The sequence below is a fragment of the Microbulbifer rhizosphaerae genome (assembly GCF_014191725.1).
In the GTDB taxonomy this organism is placed as follows: Bacteria; Pseudomonadota; Gammaproteobacteria; order Pseudomonadales; family Cellvibrionaceae; genus Microbulbifer; species Microbulbifer rhizosphaerae.
The window spans coordinates 30,044-50,382 of sequence record NZ_JACHWZ010000019.1 but is presented as its reverse complement, the minus strand read 5'-3'; the positions used below and the strand labels follow the sequence as shown (position 1 = coordinate 50,382).

At 62.5% G+C, this 20,339-nt stretch carries 15 protein-coding genes; 13 read left to right on the top strand and 2 right to left on the bottom strand.

Translation table 11 applies throughout. The annotated features are described in order from the left end of the window. Window positions 1-3 precede the first annotated feature (3 nt). The 5 genes from dinG to FHS09_RS17360 all read left to right on the top strand — a co-directional run bounded on the left by dinG (window position 4) and on the right by FHS09_RS17360 (window position 6,057). Window positions 4-2,163: an ATP-dependent DNA helicase DinG gene (gene dinG, locus FHS09_RS17380; protein ID WP_183462249.1), complete on the top strand. Its 2,160-nt coding sequence runs from the start codon at window positions 4-6 to the stop codon at window positions 2,161-2,163. Between the two features lie 81 nt (window positions 2,164-2,244). Beyond that, window positions 2,245-2,568 (top strand): YqcC family protein, encoded by a 324-nt coding sequence (locus FHS09_RS17375; RefSeq protein ID WP_183462248.1) that lies wholly within the window; start codon window positions 2,245-2,247, stop codon window positions 2,566-2,568. A gap of 169 nt (window positions 2,569-2,737) precedes the next feature. Beyond that, on the top strand, window positions 2,738-3,430 hold the full coding sequence (locus FHS09_RS17370; protein ID WP_183462247.1) for an ATP-dependent zinc protease family protein: 693 nt from the start codon (window positions 2,738-2,740) through the stop codon (window positions 3,428-3,430). 89 nt (window positions 3,431-3,519) lie between these two features. Next, on the top strand, window positions 3,520-5,052 hold the full coding sequence (locus FHS09_RS17365) for a UUP1 family membrane protein (RefSeq protein ID WP_183462245.1): 1,533 nt from the start codon (window positions 3,520-3,522) through the stop codon (window positions 5,050-5,052). Next, complete coding sequence (locus tag FHS09_RS17360; protein WP_183462243.1) at window positions 5,053-6,057, top strand: alpha-L-glutamate ligase-like protein; 1,005 nt, start codon at window positions 5,053-5,055, stop codon at window positions 6,055-6,057. Window positions 6,058-6,154: 97 nt separating this feature from the next. Here FHS09_RS17360 and FHS09_RS17355 read toward each other — a convergent pair whose 3' ends face one another. After that, window positions 6,155-7,318, bottom strand: coding sequence for an acyl-CoA desaturase (locus FHS09_RS17355; protein WP_183462241.1), 1,164 nt, complete (start codon window positions 7,316-7,318; stop codon window positions 6,155-6,157). A 547-nt stretch (window positions 7,319-7,865) separates the two neighbouring features. Here FHS09_RS17355 and FHS09_RS17350 point away from each other — a divergent pair. From FHS09_RS17350 to FHS09_RS17330, 5 genes are all read left to right on the top strand, one after another. Then, complete coding sequence (locus tag FHS09_RS17350; RefSeq protein ID WP_343057512.1) at window positions 7,866-9,467, top strand: ATP-binding protein; 1,602 nt, start codon at window positions 7,866-7,868, stop codon at window positions 9,465-9,467. Between the two features lie 83 nt (window positions 9,468-9,550). Further along, window positions 9,551-11,758: an EAL domain-containing protein gene (locus FHS09_RS17345; protein ID WP_183462239.1), complete on the top strand. Its 2,208-nt coding sequence runs from the start codon at window positions 9,551-9,553 to the stop codon at window positions 11,756-11,758. Window positions 11,759-11,923: 165 nt separating this feature from the next. Then, the gene (locus tag FHS09_RS17340) at window positions 11,924-14,044 is read left to right on the top strand and encodes a choice-of-anchor B family protein (protein WP_183462237.1); all 2,121 of its coding nucleotides are present in this window, start codon (window positions 11,924-11,926) and stop codon (window positions 14,042-14,044) included. 128 nt (window positions 14,045-14,172) lie between these two features. Further along, a complete protein-coding gene (locus FHS09_RS17335) occupies window positions 14,173-15,078 on the top strand; it encodes a FixH family protein (RefSeq protein ID WP_183462235.1) in 906 nt (301 codons plus the stop codon). A gap of 9 nt (window positions 15,079-15,087) precedes the next feature. Continuing rightward, window positions 15,088-16,326 (top strand): cytochrome c peroxidase, encoded by a 1,239-nt coding sequence (locus FHS09_RS17330; protein ID WP_221192087.1) that lies wholly within the window; start codon window positions 15,088-15,090, stop codon window positions 16,324-16,326. Window positions 16,327-16,651: 325 nt separating this feature from the next. Here FHS09_RS17330 and FHS09_RS17325 read toward each other — a convergent pair whose 3' ends face one another. Further along, on the bottom strand, window positions 16,652-17,455 hold the full coding sequence (locus FHS09_RS17325) for an inositol monophosphatase family protein (RefSeq protein ID WP_183462231.1): 804 nt from the start codon (window positions 17,453-17,455) through the stop codon (window positions 16,652-16,654). Between the two features lie 154 nt (window positions 17,456-17,609). Between FHS09_RS17325 and trmJ the strand changes: the two genes are divergently transcribed. The 3 genes from trmJ (at window position 17,610) to FHS09_RS17310 (ending at window position 20,291) form a co-directional block, all read left to right on the top strand. Then, a complete protein-coding gene (gene trmJ, locus FHS09_RS17320; protein WP_425487780.1) occupies window positions 17,610-18,398 on the top strand; it encodes a tRNA (cytosine(32)/uridine(32)-2'-O)-methyltransferase TrmJ in 789 nt (262 codons plus the stop codon). Window positions 18,399-18,528: 130 nt separating this feature from the next. Next, window positions 18,529-19,008 (top strand): Fe-S cluster assembly transcriptional regulator IscR, encoded by a 480-nt coding sequence (iscR, locus tag FHS09_RS17315; RefSeq protein ID WP_183462229.1) that lies wholly within the window; start codon window positions 18,529-18,531, stop codon window positions 19,006-19,008. 68 nt (window positions 19,009-19,076) lie between these two features. After that, a complete protein-coding gene (locus FHS09_RS17310) occupies window positions 19,077-20,291 on the top strand; it encodes an IscS subfamily cysteine desulfurase (protein WP_183462302.1) in 1,215 nt (404 codons plus the stop codon). Window positions 20,292-20,339 lie beyond the last annotated feature (48 nt).

The following is a 20,339-nucleotide window of genomic DNA, read 5'->3' as shown; positions in this document are numbered from 1 at the left end:
CCCGTGCTCAGCCAAAAACACAAAGAATCCATCCAGGCCGCCTACAGCCGGTTCCTCTCCGGGCGCGAACTCAAGGCCCGTTACGGGCAGAAGCTGATGGTCGCCGCTATCGCCCGAACCCTCGGCGGCATTGCCCGGGCGGCGGGCGGTGAGCGCGATTGCGACAAGACCGACGGCGAGCATATCTGCGTGGTGGAGGCGGGCACCGGCACCGGCAAGACGGTGGCCTACCTGCTGGCCGCCATTCCGCTGGTACAGGCGCAGGACAAGAAACTGGTGGTGTCCACCGCCACAGTGGCCCTGCAGGAGCAGATCATCCACAAGGACCTGCCGGAATTGATGCGCCACAGCGGGCTGCAGTTCGACTTCGCGCTCGCCAAGGGGCGCGGCCGCTATCTGTGCCTGAGCAAGCTGGACCAGCTGCTGTCGGAATTCAGCGCCGGCGGTGCGGGTGTCAGCCTCGCCCTCTACGAGGACGAAAAGCCCCAGGTGGGCGAGGACGGGATCAAACTCTACCGCGCAATGGCCGACAAGCTGGCCACCGGCGGCTGGGACGGCGACCGGGACAACTGGTCGGATACCCTGGAGGTGGAGGACTGGAGCCGGGTCACCACCGACCACCGCCAGTGCAGCGGCCGCCGCTGCCCACACGTAAGCAATTGCAGCTTCTTCCGCGCCCGCGAGAGCCTGGGTAAGACCCAGGTGATCGTCGCCAACCACGACCTGCTGCTGGCGGACCTGGCCCTGGGCGGCGGCGCCATACTGCCGCCCCCGGAGGAGACCATCTATGTCCTGGACGAGGCCCACCATCTGCCGGACAAAGCGCTCAATCACTTCTCCCACCACAGCCGCGTGGGCGCCACCACCGGCTGGCTGGACCAGGCGAACAAGAACCTCGGTCAACTGCTCGGCGAAATCGGCGATGGCGGTGAGATAGACCGCTGCGGCGAACAATTGCCGGCGGTGCTCAGCTCCGCCAAGCTGTCCCTGGAGCAGCTGTGGCCGCTGATCGAGGACATTTGTGAATTCGAAGACCAGCGCGGCGGCACCTCGTCTTCTCCTGGCCGCGGCGCTCGCCACCGCTTTGCCGGCGGCGTGGTGCCGGAGGTGCTGATGGAGCTGGCGGAGAAGCTGCGCGAGGACTTCGATGAACTGGAGTCCCTGCTGGACAAGATGCTGCAGTCCGCCCAGCGCCTGCTGGAGGACCCCCACAGCCCGGTGCCGGCTGTGGACCTGGAGCGTTGGTATCCGATACTGGGCAGTTGGTACGGGCGCGCGGAGGCCAACCTGCAGCTCTGGGCCAACTACGGACGGCCCGACGCCGAGGGCGCGCTGCCCCAGGCGCGCTGGGTCACCCTGGTGGACTGGGGCGGCTCCACCGATTTCGAGGTATGCAGTTCGCCGATCCTCGCCGGTAAAACCCTGGAGTACAGCCTCTGGCGCCGCTGTTTCGGTGCCGTGCTCACCTCCGCCACCCTCACTGCCCTGGGGCGCTTCGACCGCCTGAAAATGCGCGCCGGCACCCCGGACAACGCCAGCTACCAGGTGGTGCCCAGCCCCTTCGACTTTTCCCGGGCGGAGTTGCGGGTGCCCGCCGCCGCGGTGGACGCGGGCAATGCGGACGCACACACCAGTGCGGTGATCGATGCGCTGCCGGAACTGCTGCAGGACTCCGGGGGCGCACTGGTGCTGTTCTCCTCCCGCCGGCAGATGGAAACCGTGTACGAAGCGCTGCCCGGCACCTGGCGCAACCGTATCCTGGTGCAGGGGCAGCGCTCCCGCCAGCAACTGCTGGAGATTCACCGGGAGACGGTGGACGGAGGGGGCAGCAGCGTGCTCTTCGGGCTCGCCAGTTTCGCCGAGGGCCTGGACCTGCCCGGCGACTACTGCCGCCAGGTGGTCATCGCCAAGCTGCCCTTCGCGGTGCCAGACGACCCCATCGAGGCGGCGCTGGCGGAGTGGATCGAGGCCCGCGGCGGCAACCCGTTTATGCAGATCACCGTGCCCGACGCCGCGCTCAAGTTGGTACAGGCCTGTGGGCGCTTGCTGCGCACCGAATCCGACAGCGGTACCGTGATTCTGCTGGACCGGCGTATCGTCACCCGACGCTACGGTCGGGCTATCCTGGACTCGCTGCCGCCCTTTACCCGGCGGATCGAATAACTGGCCGGAATCCGGCCCCTCTCCCGCTTGCGAGAGAGTGGGGTTGGGAAAGAGAGCAACCCGCACAATAATAGTTTTGCTATGCAGTCGATTTATTCAGACGTCGCCGACCAATTGCTCCAACTAGAGGTGGAACTGCGCCGCCTCGACCTGTGGCAGACGGAACCGCCCCCCGCGGAGGCGCTGGACAGCCGCGAACCCTTTTGCGTGGACACCCTCAGCCTGCCCCAATGGCTGCAGTTTGTGTTCCTGCCGCGCATGAGCCTGCTGGTCGAGCGGGAACAGCCGCTGCCGCGGCAGTGCGGTATCGCGCCCATCGCCGAGGAGTACTTCAAGGACAAAGCCAGAGCCGCCCCGCTGGTAAAGCTGCTCGGCGATATAGACGCGCGCCTCCGGCTCGGCTGATTTCCCCGTCGGGGAACCGCGAGCTGTCGAGCAGTCGCTGTTCAGGTCCCGGGCGGATAGGTTACTATCCGGCCTTTGCAAAAAAGGGGCAGGGATTTCCCGATATTAGAAAATGCACGGACAAGCTTTGCACAGGGGTGGCCGAGAGGCCCTAAGGTAGTATTTAAGAATGCGGATTTTTCCCATTTTGTCGCTGTTGCTGATCTCCCAGTTGCTGGTGGGCTGTGAGATGTTTCAGCGCCTGACACCGGGGAGACAGGCTCCGGCGGCCGAGCCGGCCACAGGCGAAGCCGCCACCGATATCCCGGAGGCACAGTGCCCGCCCCCAGTGGAGCTGGCGTGCGCCGAGCCGGAAGTCAAAGTGGTCGAGCGCATTATCGAACGCACCCGGGAAAGGCTGGTCGAAGTGCCGGTGGCAAAAGACAAGCTGGTGCTCGGGTCGGTGGAAACCGTGGCCATAGAGCCCGGCGGCCTGCGCCTGCGCTCGCTGGTCGATACCAGTGCTCCAACATCCTCCCTCAGCGCACAGAAGCTAACGCCCTTCGAGCGGGACGGCAAGGACTGGATCCGTTTCGAACTGACGGACCCGGACGAGAAAAAGGCGGAGCCGGTGACGATCGAGCTGCCGGTCAAGCGTTTTGTGCGCGTGACGCGCCCGGGCTTTGACAGCCAGCGGCGACCGGTGGTGGAGATGAGCCTCACGGTGGGCGAGGTCACCCATATGGTGGAGGTCAACCTGACCGATCGCGGCGCTCCCGATTACCCGTTGCTGGTGGGGCGCAACTTCCTCAAGGACGCCGCGGTGGTGGACGTGAGCCGCCAGCACGTGCAGGGCCGACCCCGGGAGCGCTCGGACAAGTAGCTCTCGAGCCCCCCCTACGCTCGTCCAGATAACAACATTCGGCGCCGCGCCTCTCTTCGCGCGCCAGTAGAAATTATGGAGATTGGCGGATGTCGCCGCGCGCTCAGGTTTATATTATCGCTGGGCTGCTTGCGCTTATGGGTGCGGGCCTGACGATTTACAAAAACATTGAATTGGGCTTCCCGTTGTTGCCGGGGGAGTATCGCACCGTCTGGACCATCGAGGCCAAAGTGCGCTTCACCGCCGATGGCGGCCCGGTCAAGGCCGCGCTGACCCTGCCGCGGGAACAGCGCAATATGGAAGTGCTGAACGAGAGTTTCAGTTCCTCCGGCTACGGCTTCAATATTGTCAGCGAGGACGACGAATACCGCGCTGTGTGGTCGCGCCGCTCAGCCACCGGCTCACAATCGCTCTTTTACCAGTTGGACGTGCACCAGACACCGGGGGCAGCGCTGGAACAGCCACTGGATTTGAGTACCGAGGTGCAGAAACCGTTTCTCGGTGCCCGCGAACAGGAGGCGGTGCGCCTCGCCATCTATTCCCTGGTGGACAGCGCGCGGGAGCGCTCCTCGGATACCAAGACTTTCACCACCCAACTGCTCATCGCCTTGGGCGACAACCGCAATCAGGATCGGAACCTGATCTTCGGCTACTACAAGGACCGCTCCCTGGTGGATGTGGCACTGCTAATGCTGTCCGCTGCGGAAATACCCGCACACCGCATCCGCGGTCTCTATCTGGAGGACGACCGCCGGCGCCTGGACCCGGAGGACCTGCTGGAGGTCTACGACGGCGAGCGCTGGGTGGTGTTCGAGCCCCACAGCGGCTCGCCGGGCGTACCGAAAAATTTCTTTATCTGGCAGCGCGGCGGCAAGAGCCTGCTGGACGTGGAGGGCGGGCGCAATTCCAGAGTGACCTTCTCGGTAATCTCCAACGACGTCCCTGCGCGGGAAGTGGCCATGCTCAGCACCAGCCGGGAGAAGGAAGCGCTGGTGGACTTCTCGATCTACAGTTTGCCCATCGAACAGCAGAGTATTTTCAAGCTGATCCTGCTGGTGCCGGTGGGCGCGCTGGTAGTGGTGCTACTGCGGGTATTCGTGGGCATTCGCACTTCCGGCACCTTTATGCCGGTGCTGCTGGCCGTCGCCTTTATTGAGACCCGGCTGATCACCGGCCTGTCGATCTTTGTCCTGATCCTGGTGCTGGGGCTCTGGGTGCGCTTCTACCTCAGCCGGCTCAACTTGCTGTTAGTAGCCAGGATCGCCGCGGTGGTGGTTACGGTGGTGATACTGATGGGGGCCATCAGTGTGGTGAGCTACAAGCTGGGTATCGAGCAGGCGCTCACCGTAACCTTTTTCCCGATGATTATTCTGGCCTGGACCATCGAGCGCATGTCCATCGTTTGGGAGGAGGACGGTCCCTACGAAGTGGTGGTGCAGGCGGGCGGCAGCCTGCTGGTGGCGGTGCTCGCCTGGTGGGTGATGACCAACCGCTACGTGGAACACTGGACCTTCAACTTCCCGGAACTGTTACTGGTGCTGCTGGGTCTGATCCTGATCGTAGGTAACTACACCGGCTTCCGCCTCGGGGAACTGATGCGTTTCCGGCAATTGGTACGTTAGATGCGTCAGGTCTCGATAGCGCAAATCTTCGGCAAGCTGCGTGGCGGTTTCGTCTCGCCGCTGGCGTTGCGGCGTATGGGCGTGCTGGGCATGAACGCGCGCAATGTGAACTATATCGCCCGCTATAACGACCGCGATAAATACCCGGTGGTGGACGACAAACTCAGCACCAAGCGCGCCGCGGCACGTTACGGTATCGCGGTGCCGGAGCTGATCGCCGCTTTCGACACCCAGCCCGGCCGCCGGCGGGTGATGGAAGTGATCGAGCCCCTGTGGCAGTTCGTGATCAAGCCGGCGCGGGGTTCCGGCGGCAAGGGAATCCTGGTGATCGCGGGACGCAATGGCGATAAATACGTGAAAACTTCCGGTGCGGAAGTGACTGCGTTGGATATCCTGCGCCACGTGAGCAATATCAACAGCGGTCTCTACAGCCTGGGCGGCAAGCCGGACCGGGTGATGATCGAGGCACTGGTGGATTTCGATCCGGTGTTCGACAACTACTCCTTCGAGGGGGTGCCGGATATCCGCGTGATTGTCTTCCGCGGCTTTCCGGTGATGGCCATGCTGCGCTGCTCAACCCACGCCTCCGACGGCAAGGCCAACCTGCACCAGGGGGCCGTGGGGGTGGGTATCGACCTGGCCAGCGGCAAATCCTGTCACGCGGTACAGCGCGGCCTGCGTGTTTCCCAGCATCCGGACACACAGATGCCATTCGGCGAACTGGTGGTGCCTGGCTGGCGCGATCTGGTGCGGCTTGCCGCGAGCTGCTATGAAATGACCGGCCTGGGTTACCTGGGCTGCGACATAGTGCTGGACCGCAAGCGGGGCCCGTTGCTGCTGGAGGCCAATGCCCGCCCGGGACTGGCGATCCAGATCGCCAACGGCGTGGGCCTGCGCAAGCGGCTGCAGCATATCGAAAGCCTTGACCTGGAACAGCTGGAAAAAAATGTAGAGGAGCGGGTGGCCTATTCCATGAACCAGTTTGCCGCCGGGCGGAGCGATTAGAAAAGGGAGGCCGCCTTTCAGCTAACTTAAAGTCATTCGGTTAATCCAAAAAAAAAAAGCGGGCTCAAAGGCCCGCTTTTTGGTTTTGTGGCAGATGTCACGCCACCTGCGCCGGACACAGGTGGAACTGCTCCATCATAATGTTCAGCCGTTTGCGCTGCATTTTCAGGCTGTATTCCAGTTCCTTCACCCGGGTGCGGATAGCTGCACTCTCCCACCTGGCCAGCAGGCGTTCACGAGCATTTTCGTAGCGCTGGGCCTGCAGTTCCTTCCACTCCGCCAGGGCCGCGGAAAACTGCTGGGCTTCCTTTTCCACCAGTTGGCGCCAGCTGTCCCTATGGCTGGATTCTTCCAGTTTCCGCTCCGCGCGCTTGAACTGCATGGTGAGCATGGCGCGCTGGATACGCATCGCCGGCACCGTCTTCAGGTTGTGTGCAAGGCCCAGCCAGCTCGCGGTTCTGATCAGCCACTTGGTGGGGTCCCAGTGGTACCAGCGGATACCGTTGCGGTAATCGGTCTGAAAGATGTGGTGGTAGTTGTGGTATCCCTCGCCGAAGGTGAGGAACGCCAGCAGGTCGTTGTCCCGCGCGGTGTTCTCGTCGGTATAGGGGCGGCGGCCCCATATGTGGGCCAGGGAGTTGATAAAGAAGGTGGTGTGATGATTGACCACGATACGCAACACACCGGCCAACAGTAGCATGGCGACGATATCGCCGGTGAGCCATCCCAGCAGCAGCGGCAGGCCCAGGTTCATGGCCAGAGTCAAGGGGACATAGTGGTTGTGCTGGAACATCACGATCTTGTCCCGCTGCAGGTCCTTGGCATTGTCGAAATCCTCTTGGCCGCTGGGGTAGTCCCGCAGCATCCAACCGATATGGGAAAACCAGAAACCGCGGTTGGCAGAGTAGGGATCGCGCTCGTTGTCGTCCACGTGGCGGTGGTGGCGGCGGTGGCCGGAACACCAGACCAGCGCGCTGTTCTGCAGCGCAGCGGCCCCAAACAGGGCAAAAAACAGCCGCAGGGACCAGTGGGCCTCATAGGTGCGGTGCGACCACAGACGGTGGTAGCCGGCGGTGATGGAGAGACCACACAGGGCGCCATAGACGGCGAAGGCCAGCCACTGAGACCAGTGATAGCCGTAGAGCACGCCATACAGCGGCACGAGGATCAGCGCCGCCAGCGCTGTGCTGGCAAACAGGATGGTGGTGACCCACAGGCGCGGCGGTGTCGCGGGCCGCGGGGTCTCGGATACTGCATTCATAGTACAACCTTTCAATATGCTACAGCGGTGCCCCGGGGAGAACAGGGTAATAGGTATATAGCCCGGTTCGGCGGAGTCCGCTCAAGGGGTGATCCTACCCCATCATCTGGACCAAGACACCCCCAGTCCCAGAATTTGAGAACCCACTAAGGACTTTGGGTCACATTGCGCAGCTTTGGTGCGCACCCCCGGTTTTTGGCGCCCCGCTGGTTCACGCGACTCCCGCCGGGCCCGGAACAGGGCCACAGAGGCCTCGTGGGGACAGGTTATGCAAACTTGGCACAGCGATTGCTTTAACAATAACTGTGGGCCGCAAGGCCCGCGCTCCGGGAATCCATCACGGGTTATGGCAAAAGTTATTAATGCGTGACTTCCCGTTTTCTCTCATCATCGCTGATTATGGCCCCGCTTGCGGGGCCCTTTTTTTTGAGGAGCACTCCAACTCTCACTTTGTGAGTAGCTTCGGCAGTGCAATCCTGTACTCTTCCCCTGTGCGAGGATAAGTGTTTCACTACCCGGTAACTGACTGGCAACCATAGTGATCCGAGTGCTCGAGCGACCCTCCTCCGGACAAGCCGCATTCCCGCTGCAGTTGGCTGCACCACAGGTGCCGGGCCCCGATTCCGCGCAGCCGACTTATTTGCAACGCCTGCTCCAGGCGCTTGCCGATATCGGTGACGGCCTCTGGGAATGGGACCTGCGCAGCGATGAGATAATCCTGGACCGGGTCTGCTGGGCCATCCTCGGCTTCGAATTCAGTCAGGTGGACACGGAAGGCGGAAGCCCGTTCGCCCAGTGGAAGAAGCGGACCTTGCCGGAGGACCTGCCCCGCGTCGAGCAGGCGCTCGAAGACCATGTTCGCGAGCGGCTGCCGCTGGATGTGGAGTTCCGCCTCTGGCACCGGGACGGCGGTATCGTCTGGGTGCGCTCCCGCGGTCACGTGCAGCGAAACAGGGACGGCGAGCCCCAGCGAGTGCTGGGGGTGCTGCAGGATATCACCGGCAGCCGCGAGGCGCTGGCGCGCGCCGAGCACGAGCTGAGCCGGCAGCGGCGGGAGAATGACAATCGCGCCGACCTGCTGTTCAGCCTGAGCCACGAACTGCGCACCCCCCTCAATGCCATCCTCGGCTACAGCCAACTGGTGGAACTGGACCAGAGCCTGAATCCGGACCAACGTCAGCGCCTGGGTGAGATCCGCCATGCCGGCCAGCACTTGCTGCACCTGGTGGGCGATGTACTGGAACTGGCCCGTATCGACAGCAACCGTCTGGCGCCGTCCATGGAGCCGATGCAGCCGGCCGCTGTGGTGGAGGACTGCACCCGCCTGCTGGAGCCGCTGGCGGAAACCCGTCGGGTGAACCTGATTTTTGAGCCTCTGGGCTGGGAATCGGCGTATATCTGTGCCGATCCGGTGCGCTTCAAGCAGGTGGTGCTGAACCTGGCGGGCAATGCGGTCAAATACAACTACGAGGGCGGCCGCGTGGTGATCAACTTCGCGCCCCAGGCGGAGGGCTGGCTACGTCTCAGTATCCTGGATACCGGCCGCGGCATTCCCAATGAAAAGCGTATAGAGGTGTTCGAGCCTTTTAACCGTCTCGGTGAGGAGAAGGGACAGATCGAGGGCACTGGCGTTGGGCTGGCCATCGCCAAACGGCTCACCGAGGCGATGGGCGGGCGTATCGACTTTGATAGCCACGAGGGGCAGGGTTCGATTTTCTGGATAGAGTTCCCCCTGATCGACGCACCGGTTGAGGTGATGCAGTTGTCGGCGCAGCCGGCGGCGACGCTATACCTGCCCCCCTGTCGACTGTTGCAGGTGGACAGCCGCCCCAGCGGAGTCAATCGCCTGAAGGGGCTGTTGAGTGGATTTCCCCAGGTCCGGCACCTGGCGGCGGCGGATGCGGTCGAGGCGATTTTCACCGCGCGCACCCGGAACCCCGATATTGTGCTGTTCGATGCGGCGCTGCCGGGAATGTCCGGTGCGGAAATGGCGCATATTCTGCGCGAGGACCCGCTTACGGCGGGTATCCGTTTTGTCGCGGTGGGCGAATGCAGCGGGGAGGCGTGCGATGCGGCGCTGCCCGCGAGCTTTGACTTGGCGCAGTTGTGTCAGGTGGTGGAGAAATGTATGGAGGTCGGGGAGGATTGATTCCCATTTTCGGAAACTGATCCCTCCATTGCAGAAAAATTACCGGCCCGATACCAAATAACCCCGGATAGTGGATGTCTGGTATGCAGTCACAATCTCGCCAATCCCCTTATGTCCCGGCAGTGCTATTGGCGGTGTTGAGTGCTGTTTTCTATATCCTGTGTAAAAAGTTTCTCAGCGGCGGCAACGGCGGTGCGGCAATCTGGTTTGCCGACGCGGTCGCCATTGCCTTTCTGTATCGTCACCACTACAGGCACTGGCCACTGCTGATCGCCGCTTTTCTGTCGGCAATTATCGCCGCCGGGGTGGGAGTCGGTTTCGGTATTCTTCTCGCCATCCAGTATGCTCTCGCCTGTCTCAGCGAGGTACTGCCCGCCGCGCTGCTATTGCGTCGATTCTGCCCGCGGGAGGATTACTTTGATGGGCTGTGGCCCTGGGCGCGCTTTACTCTGTTCTCCGCGGTACTGCCGCCCCTGTGCAGCGCTGCGGTCGGCGCGATGGTAGCGGATGCCTCCGGGCGGGGGAGTTTTTCCGAGGTCTTTCCCCCCTGGTATATCGCCAATGCGGTGGGCATATTGGTGTTGCTGCCCATCGCCCTGCAGTGCCGGTGGAGCACGCTGCACAGCCTGTTTCGCGGGGTGGACCTGGGCAGGTTCCTGGTGGTGGGCGCGCTGGCGATCAGTTGCATCCTGTTGATATTGCCACTGGCGACGCACCCTTTCGTTTTTGCGAGTCTTCCTTTGATCTGGGCGGCGAGCAGGCTCAAGCTGCTGCATACCCTGGCGGTCATATTTGTCGCCATACTGCTGATGTCGATGCACTTCGCCGGTGTCGATCGCGCGGCGCAAGGGGATGGCTTTTTTCTCTTCCTGGCGGTGTTCGCTTCCGCAATACCCGCCTACGTGATGGCGGTCTCCGCAAACATCGAGCGCCACCGCAATGCGCGCATTGTGGAGATGGAGAGCGATCTCAGCTACCGTGCCTCCCACGACGATCTCACCGGCCTGCCCAACCGCGAGGCTTTCAAACGCGAACTGCTTGAAGCCATAGGCGGTGCTCGGGAGAACGGCGAGCGCCACGCGCTGGTCCATATCGACCTGGACGGCTTCAAGCTGATCAACGACAGCGCCGGCCACCTGGCGGGGGACGCGCTGTTGCAGAAAATCAGCCGGCAGCTGGGCGGCCTGCTGCATCCCACTGATCGGGTGGCGCGGTTGGGAGGAGACGAGTTCGGCCTGCTGTTTTTCCGCAGCACCAAAGAGCAGGCCCGCGCGCGCTGCGAGGAACTGCTGCGGGGGATCACCGCCCTGCGTTTTCCCTGGAGAGGGAGGGTCTACGGCGTGGGTGCCAGTGCCGGCATCACCGAAATCAACCGTCACAACAGCCGCCTGGAGGACCTGCTCAGTCAAGCGGATGTGGCCTGCTACTCGGCCAAGCACGCCCGCCGCGGCACCGTGATGCTCTACGAAATTGCGCGGAGCGCCGCCGCCGAGCAGCACAGTGAAATCATTATGGCCTCGACCATTCGCGAGGCCCTGGACCGACAGCGCCTGACGCTCTGTGCGCAGCCTATCGCCCCGGCTGCAAACACCGGCTCGGTAGACCACTATGAAGTCCTGGTACGTATGCAGGATGACCGCGGAGAACCGGTAATGCCCGCTGCGTTTATTCCAGCCGCGGAGCGCTACGGCCTGATGTTACAGATCGACTGCTGGGTCGTGGACGAAATTCTGCTGCGACGGGCGCACCAAGTGGCCGGTGCGGGGTTCCATTTCTCGCTAAATATTTCCGCGGAGGCATTGGGGGATTCGGGGTTCCAGCGTCACCTGATCGAAATGCTGGAACACACGCCGATTCCGACGCGGCGTATCGGTTTCGAGATTACTGAAACCGCGATGGTCAATCAGATGGACCGGGCCAGTGAATTTGTCGCCTCGCTGCGACAAATGGGATGCAAGGTGGCGCTGGACGATTTCGGCAATGGCCTCAGTTCCTTCAGCTATCTGAAGGCTTTTGCCATCGATTTCATCAAGATCGACGGCAGCTTCGTGCGCGAGATGGAATCCAACGTTGTCGATCCGATCATTGTCGAATCCATTCACCAGGTTGCGCACCGCCTTGGGGCGCGCACTATCGCCGAGTATGTGGAGAGCGCGTCAGTCGCTGCGCTGTTGCATTCGATCGGAGTGGACTTTGTGCAGGGGTACCATATCGGCCCACCGCTCCCCTTGGAGCAGCTGTTGTACGTCGGTACCCAGTTGGAAAATAGCGGAAGGATGGAATTGGGGTAAACATCGACATAATTAAAAAACCGACGCCAAGATAGTGTTGTATTTCGCAATTTTGTAATAATCAGGAGCGGTTATCAGTGTTATTTCCGTCTCTTGGCCATTACACTGGTTTCCGTTTCGAGCGGTCAGGAAGTACCCCTAAATAACAACAAGGAATTGCAGACAATGAAGCATCTATCCAACCGGCGGCTGGCGGCCGCACTCCTGTTGTTCTGTTCCTCTGCAGTCTGGGGCCACAGTGCCATGTTTCCCGACGGTTTCAAATTCGACGACAGCAACGAGGGCGATCCACCCCCGGCAATGATGCCGGCGATGCAGGCGGCCACCCTGTGTCAGGGCGGCAGTGCCGGCGGCTATCCGTGTAACAACGTAGACCTGATGTCTTTTGTCGCCAAGGCGGACATGGGCGGCGGCAGTGCCAACCTCAACGATATCTGGGGGTATTCCGATCCGCAGACCGGAGCGGAAATCGCCTTAGTGGGACGGAACAATGGCACCTCGTTTGTGGATGTCACCATTGCGGACGCACCGGTATACCTCGGCTTTTTGCCCTCCCACAACAACGGCAGCGACTCCTGGCGGGATATCAAGGTCTACAACGACCACGCCTTTATCGTCGCCGACGGCGGCGGCAACAGTTCCCACGGTCTGCAGGTATTCGACCTGCGCACCCTGCGCAACCTGCCCTCGCCGGGGCAGACTCTCAGCGAAACCGCGCATATGAATGGTTTCGGCAACGCGCACAATATCGCCATCAACGAGGACAGCGGCTACGCCTATGTGGTGGGCAGCAACCAGTGCAGCGGCGGTCTGTATATGGTGGATATTTCCGATCCGCTGAATCCGCAATACGCCGGCTGTTTTTCCTCGGACGGTTACACTCACGACGCTCAGTGCGTAATCTACGGAGGCCCGGACACCGAGTACAGCGGGCGGGAAATCTGCGTCGGCTACAACGAGGACACCATCACCATTGTGGACGTCACGGATAAGTTCAATCCGATGCAGGTGTCCCGCACCCTCTACCAGGGCTCGCAGTACACCCATCAGGGCTGGTTTCTCGACGGGAACCACAGCACCCTGATCATGAACGACGAACTGGACGAATCGCGCAACGGCCACAACACCACGTCGTATATCTACGATGTGAGCGACCTGGAAAATCCCGCGGAATTGGGCCGTTACGTGGGCCCCACGCCCGCGATCGACCACAACCTCTACACCAAAGACGGCTATGTGTACGAGACCAATTACCGGGCCGGCCTGCGTATACTCGACGCGGCGAATATCGCCAGCGGCCAGATGAGCGAAGTGGCCTACTTTGACACCATTCCCAATTCCAACAGCGCCCAGTTTTCCGGAACCTGGAGCAACTACGCCTATTTCGCAAGCGGCAATGTCATCCTCAGCGATATCGGCAACGGCCTGTTCGTGGTGCGTCCGGACTGGGACGCGATCAATAATCCGGACCCCGATCCGGGCGATCCGCAGTACTGCAGCGCTGCGTCGAACAACGCCAGCGAGGAGTGGATCGGCGAGGTAAGTCTGGCCACATTCAGCCACAGCTCCGGCTCATCCACCTATTCGGATTTCACCACGCAGATGGTGAACCTGGAAGAGGGCGCCAACGCCGTCAGCCTGGCCCCGGCATTCAGTGGCAGCAGTTACGGCGAGTACTGGAAAATCTGGATTGATCTCAACAGCGACGGCGACTTCGATGACAGTGGCGAGGAGGTGTTCAGCTCCGGTGGTACCTCTTCCTCCAGGGTGACAGGTACCCTGACTTTGCCCACCGGCAGCGCGGGAGTGAGCACGCGCCTGCGTATCGCCATGCGTTACAACGCCGCGCCCTCGCCCTGCGGAAGTTTCAATTACGGCGAGGTGGAGGACTACAGCGTAACTATCGGCTCCGGTGGCGGTGGTGGTGGAGGCGACAGCGATCCGGTGACCTATTCGAACACCGGCAGTTACAGCATTCCCGATAACAATGCCACCGGCGTAAGCAGTCCGATCGACGTCGACCGCAGCGGTGCCTCCGAATCCATCAGCGTGAGTGTGGATATCACCCACACCTACATCGGCGACCTGGAGGTGGACCTGCTGGCCCCCGGTGGAACGGTTTTCAATCTGCACAACCGCAGCGGCGGCAGCGCCGACGATATTGTGCAGACCTACAATCTCGATGCCGGCACCGTGGAATCCTCAGGCCAGTGGTCGCTGCGGGTGCGGGATCGTGCCAATTTGGACACCGGCACCATCAACCAGTGGAGCCTGACCTTCCAGTAATTTGCAGGCACTCTCCCCCCGTAGGAGCGGGCCATGCCCGCGATTGATCTGTGGATTGAACCACCGCCGATCGCGGGCATGGCCCGCTCCTACAAAGCAAAAATAACAACTGAAGTTCGGGAGTCAGCATGCAACCCCGTTTTATTGTTCTTACCGCGGCTCTGCTTTTACCCACCCCGCTTTTTGCCGACGAATCCCCCAGCCGATCCCTGATGGCACTCGGCGGCGAGATGCTGCGCAGTGCCGAGGGGCTGCAGGCGGAGTCGGTGACTGCGATCCGTCACGGCAATTCCCTGCGCAAAACCCTGAATCAGCTGCGGGTCAAGCTGCGCTCGCTGCCTGAAGGGGAGGAGCGGGCGGCGCTGGGCGAGACGATCGACCTGTTCGCTGGAGAAATTCCCCGCTGGCAACAGCAGGCGGCCAGCTTGCGCGAACGCGGGCTGAGCGAGCGGCAGCGGGCGCTGGCGCTGCTGGAAGTCGGCTACCGGGAAATCTGGCAACCGCACATACGCCTGTCGGGCCCGTTGCAATTGGATGGAAGCGATTCGCTTACTTCCGGACACAATGCGCGGATTCGCAGCGTTCACCCGAGCAAACTGAATATGAATGTCGTTCCTGGCGATGGGGCAACGCCAGCGGATATGTCCCTCGCGGTGCCCGCGGCCAGCGGGCAGAATATTCCCGGGGAACTGGATTTGCGCAGTTTCCAGATTTCCCGCGAGCTGGCGGTGTTTGCGCATGTGGAACCAGAAACCGGGAACAGCCGGGTGCCGCTCAACGAGATACACAGTTGGAAACTGATGCTCTCACGTCTGGACGGCGAGCCGTTGGGTGATGCCGAAATCGAGATCGAGGGGCATATGCCCGGACATGTGCACGGGCTGCCCACACAGCCGCGGGTAACCGGTGAAGTGGAACCCGGGGTCTACCGGGTGCAGGGGGTCAAGTTCCAGATGACCGGCTGGTGGGTGATGACCTTCAAGGTCTCCGCCGGGCCTCTGGATGACGCTGTCACTTTCAATATCCGCTTGTAGGAGGTGGCCGTGAAGAGACTGCTGCCGCTGCTTGTGGCTTGGTGTTCCCTGGCGTTTGCCGGCGGCGAGGAAATTTACCGTTTTACCCCGTCGGATATCCACTTCCTCGAGCGCTTCTCCCTGCAGGCGCTGCCGCCGCTGCCCCCGGCCCCGGACAACGGGGTGGCGGACGATCCGCGCGCGGCGGCGCTCGGCCACCGGCTGTTTTTCGATACCCGGCTCAGTGCCAACGGTCAGGTGGCCTGCGCCAGCTGCCATCAGCCGCAGAAGTATTTTACCGACGGCCTGCCCCGTTCGCGGGCACTGGGCATCACCCGGCGCAATGCGCCCACCATTCTAGGTGCCGGCCACAGTCCCTGGCTGTTCTGGGACGGCCGCAAGGACAGCCTCTGGTCCCAGGCGCTGGGGCCACTGCAGGACCCCGGTGAGCACGGCCTGGCGCCGCTTGAAGTGGCGCAGCTGATCCGGCGGTACTACCGCGGGGAATTCGAACAGGTCTTCGGCGACAGCGCCGGCCTGGATCGCCTGCCGAAGAGGAGTGGCGGCAGGCTGTCCCGAAGGCAGAGGGCAGTGCTCAACCGGGTGCTCAGCCGGGTGGGCAAGTCAATCATGGCTTATGAGCGCCGGCTGCAACTGCGCCCGGCGCGCTTCGACCGCTTTGTCGCCCAGCTACAGCGCGACAGCGGCGACCGCGGGGCCCTGGCCACATTGATGACTGAGGGCGAGGTGGCGGGTATGCGCCTGTTTATGGGCCGGGCAAACTGTGCCAGCTGCCACAACGGACCGCTGTTCACCAATTACGAGTTTCACAATATAGGCGCGCCGGAACCGGACCCTGCGCAGGTGGACCTGGGGCGCTACGGGGGAGTGGCGGCGCTGGAAAAGGATGGCTTTACCTGTCTCTCCCCCTGGAGCGATGCCGGAGCGGAGGACTGCCTGGAGATGCGCTTCCTGAAGAAACAGGGGCCGGAGCTGGTGGGGGCCTTCAAGACACCTACACTGCGCAATGTCGCCCACACCGCGCCCTATATGCAGTCGGGACAGCTGGCCACACTGGAGCAGGTGCTGGCCCACTACAACAATCCCACCCCGCCATATTACGACCGCGAGCAGCACCCCAGCCGGCCGCATTTCGATATTCTGCCGCTGGGGTTGAGCGAAGAGCAGATGGGGCAGGTGATCGCATTCCTGGAAACCCTGACTTCGCCGCTGTCGGAGGACGATCCGCTGTGGCGGGCGCCGGAGTAAGGAGTGGTCGGTGGAAAGAATAAACGAAGCTGATGCGAAGGTCCTGCTGCCGGGGGCTGTTTGCCAGACCTTATGAGGCAGGGATGCCGATTAGAGCCTACAGGATGTATTTACGGCGTGTCTGGCAAACAGCCCCCGGCAGCAGGACCGCCTTTGAACTGGCTACAGGGCCAGGGCCCAGAGGCTGCGCACTCAGCGGCGAGATCGATCGCGGCCATGGCGCCGCTCCTACGACAATCCCGCGAGTTCCGGTTAGCGCATCTGCGCATCCTTCCAGTAGCGGGCCTGCGGCCCGCAAGCGGAGCTGGAGCTCCGCGCTCCCGGGCTACCGCACATGCCCCAGGTGCCTGCCCACTATCTGCAACAGCGGTTTGAACACCTTGGGCGTGGCGCATACCAGATGGCCAGAGTCCAGGTAGTCGTCGCCGCCGCGGAAGTCGCTGATCAGACCTCCGGCCTCTTTCACCAGCAGCGAGCCGGCGGCGATATCCCAGGAGCTCAGGTACATCTCCCAGAAACCGTCGAAGCGGCCCGCGGCCACATAGGCCAGGTCCAGGGCGGCGGCGCCCGGGCGGCGGATGCCCGCGGTCTGGCCGGCGATCTCCTTCAGCGCCGCCAGATAAGGATCGATATTCTCCAGTGCGGGGCCGTTGAACGGGATGCCGGTGCCGATCAGCGCGCCGCGCATGTTCTGGCGCGGCGACACGCGGATACGGCGGCCATTGAGTGCCGCGCCGCGGCCGCGGCTCGCAGTGAATTCTTCGCGCTTGATGGGGTCCAGTACCACCGCGTGCTCGATGCGGCCGCGGTAGCGGCAGGCGATGGAAACGCAAAACTGGGGTATGCCGTGGATGAAGTTGGTGGTGCCGTCCAGCGGATCGATGATCCACTCGTACTCCGGCTCGGCGCCCTCCTGCAGGCCGCTCTCTTCGGCGCGGATGCTGTGCCGGGGGAAAGCCTTGCGCAGGTGGTAGATGATCTCCTGTTCGGCTGCCCGGTCCACCTGGGTGACGAAATCGTTGCGCCCCTTCTCCTCCGGGATCAGGTGGTCGCCGCGCTCCCAGGCCCGTTCGATCAGCTCCCCGGCCTTGCGCGCCGCGCGCAGGGCAATATTCAGCATGGGTTCCATAGCAATTCCGCACCAGTGATTAATTAAAAAGCAGGGGCCGGGCTGGCCGGCGGGGGAGGATTGTAGGGATTCCGCCGTATATTTGCTACACTCCGCGGCCCGATTTCAGCCCTGTGCGGAGAGGCCGTCGGCCCTCCTACGGAATATTTGTTCAATGATGCCCGATTCCCCCTTGGACACCTCTCCCCTCGACAATGTGCGCGTGGTCCTTGTGAACACCGCCCACCCCGGCAATATCGGCGGCGCCGCTCGCGCGCTGAAGAACATGGGCCTGAGCCAGCTGTACCTGGTGGCGCCGAGGGAATTTCCCGCCGCCAATGCCATCTGGCGCGCCGCCGGCGCCGCGGACCTGCTGGACACGGCGGTGGTGGTGGACACCCTGGAGGAGGCCGTGGCCGACTGCGGCCTGGTGATGGCAACCAGTGCGCGCGAGCGCCGCATCCCCTGGCCGTTGCTGACTCCGCGCCAGTGCGGCGAGCGAGCGGTGGCGGAGGCCACCGCCCATCCGGTGGCCCTGGTATTCGGGCGCGAGGATCGGGGCCTCACCAACGAGGAGCTGCAGGCCTGCAATTACCATGTGCATATTCCGGCCAACCCGGACTACAGCTCCCTCAACCTGGCCACCGCGGTACAGGTGCTGTCTTACGAGGTGCGTGTGGCCGCGCTAGAGCTGGAGAAGGGCGCCGAACTCAGCTACGCCGACTGGGACAGGCCGCCGGCCAAGGCCCGGGATATGGAGCTCTATTTCGACCACCTGCAACGGGCGCTGGGGGAACTGGGCTTTATCGATCCGGACAATCCCCGCCAGACCATGACCCGCCTGCGCCGCCTGTTCAGTCGTGTGCGCCCGGACGATATGGAGCTGGGCATACTGCGCGGCATGCTGACCGCGATCCAGAACTATATTCACCGCACCGGCGGCACGGGAAGGCCAGGGGAATAGAGCGGTGGGAATGGTTGGTCAGTATTCGCCATTACCCTTCCAATACCTGACTACATTGCTAGGCTATATACTTGACTAGCTTGGTGGGTTATTCCATACTCGCGGCCGTTCGGAACAGGCGGGAACTGATATGCGTTTGACAACCAAAGGCCGCTATGCGGTCACGGCGATGCTGGATCTGGCGTTACACGCCGATCGCGGCCCTATCAGTCTGGCGGATATCTCCAAGCGCCAGGGTATCTCCCTGTCCTATCTGGAGCAGCTGTTTTCCCGGCTGCGCCAATCTGGGCTGGTGTCCAGTGTGCGCGGCCCCGGTGGCGGTTACCGCCTGGCGCGGGGCGGCGAGGAAATTTTTGTGGCACAGATAGTGGATGCGGTCAACGAGTCGGTGGATGCCACCAGTTGCGGCGGCAACAACGACTGCGCCGGCGGCGAGCAATGCCTGACCCACTACCTGTGGTGCGACCTGAGCGAACAGATTCACAACTTCCTGAGCAGTATCAGCCTGGGTGACCTTGTGGCGCGGGCGGAGGTGCAGGAAGTGGCACGGCGCCAGGAAATGCGCGAGGCCGCTCCTGAGGAAAAGGTGGCGTTGCTCGGCAGCCTGTAACCCGGCGCCTGCGGCGGGTTCTTGCAACGGGATTTTTGAGGGTTTTTTTGAGCGGACACGATATGACTATGAAGTTTCCCATCTACCTGGACTATTCGGCCACCTGCCCGGTGGACCCGCGCGTCGCCAGCAAAATGGCGGAGCAGCTGACTATGGACGGCAACTTCGGCAACCCGGCGTCCCGCTCGCACCTGTTCGGCTGGAAGGCGGAAGAGGCGGTGGAAGAGGCGCGTCGCCATGTGGCTGAACTGGTAAACGCCGACCCGCGGGAAATCGTCTGGACCAGCGGCGCCACCGAGTCCGACAACCTGGCGATCAAGGGCGCGGCCCACTTCTACCAGGGCCGGGGCAAGCACATCATCACCTCCAAGATCGAGCACAAAGCGGTGCTGGATACCTGCCGCCAACTGGAGCGCGAGGGCTTCGAGGTGACCTACCTCAACCCGCGCACCGACGGCATCGTCTACCAGTCACAGGTGGAGGAAGCCCTGCGCGAGGACACCATCCTGGTCAGCCTGATGCACGTCAACAACGAGATCGGCGTGGTCAACGATATCGCGGCAATCGGCGAGTTGTGCCGCGCACGCAAAGTGATTTTCCATGTGGACGCGGCGCAGAGCGCCGGCAAGCTGCCCATCGACCTGGCGGAAATAAAAGTGGACCTGATGTCCTTCTCCGCGCACAAAGTCTACGGCCCCAAAGGCATCGGCGCCCTGTATGTGCGCCGCAAGCCGAGGGTGCGCATCGAGGCACAGATGCACGGTGGCGGCCACGAACGCGGCATGCGCTCCGGCACACTGCCCACCCACCAGATCGTGGGTATGGGCGAGGCCTTCCGTATTGCGAAAGAGGAAATGGCCCAAGAGGCCGAGCGCCTGTTGGGGCTGCGCCAGCGCTTTTGGGACGCGATCAAGGATATGGAGGAAGTGCATATCAATGGCTCCCGCGAACAGCGGGTGCCCGGCAACCTGAACGTGAGTTTCGCGTTTGTGGAGGGCGAGAGCCTGATCATGTCGCTGCGCGAACTGGCGATTTCCTCCGGCTCCGCCTGCACCTCTGCGAGCCTGGAACCCAGCTATGTGCTGCGCGCCCTGGGCGTAAATGACGAGATGGCGCACAGCTCCCTGCGTTTCAGCTTCGGCCGTTTTACCAGCGAGCAGGACGTGGACACCGCGGCCGCGGAAGTGCGCCAGGCGGTGGAGAAGCTTCGCGAGCTGTCGCCTCTGTGGGATATGTACAAAGACGGCATCGATCTCAATACCATTGAATGGGCAGCTCATTAGGGCCTGTTAACAGGCCCCATCCAGCGGGAAAGTTTTAGGAGAAAAAAA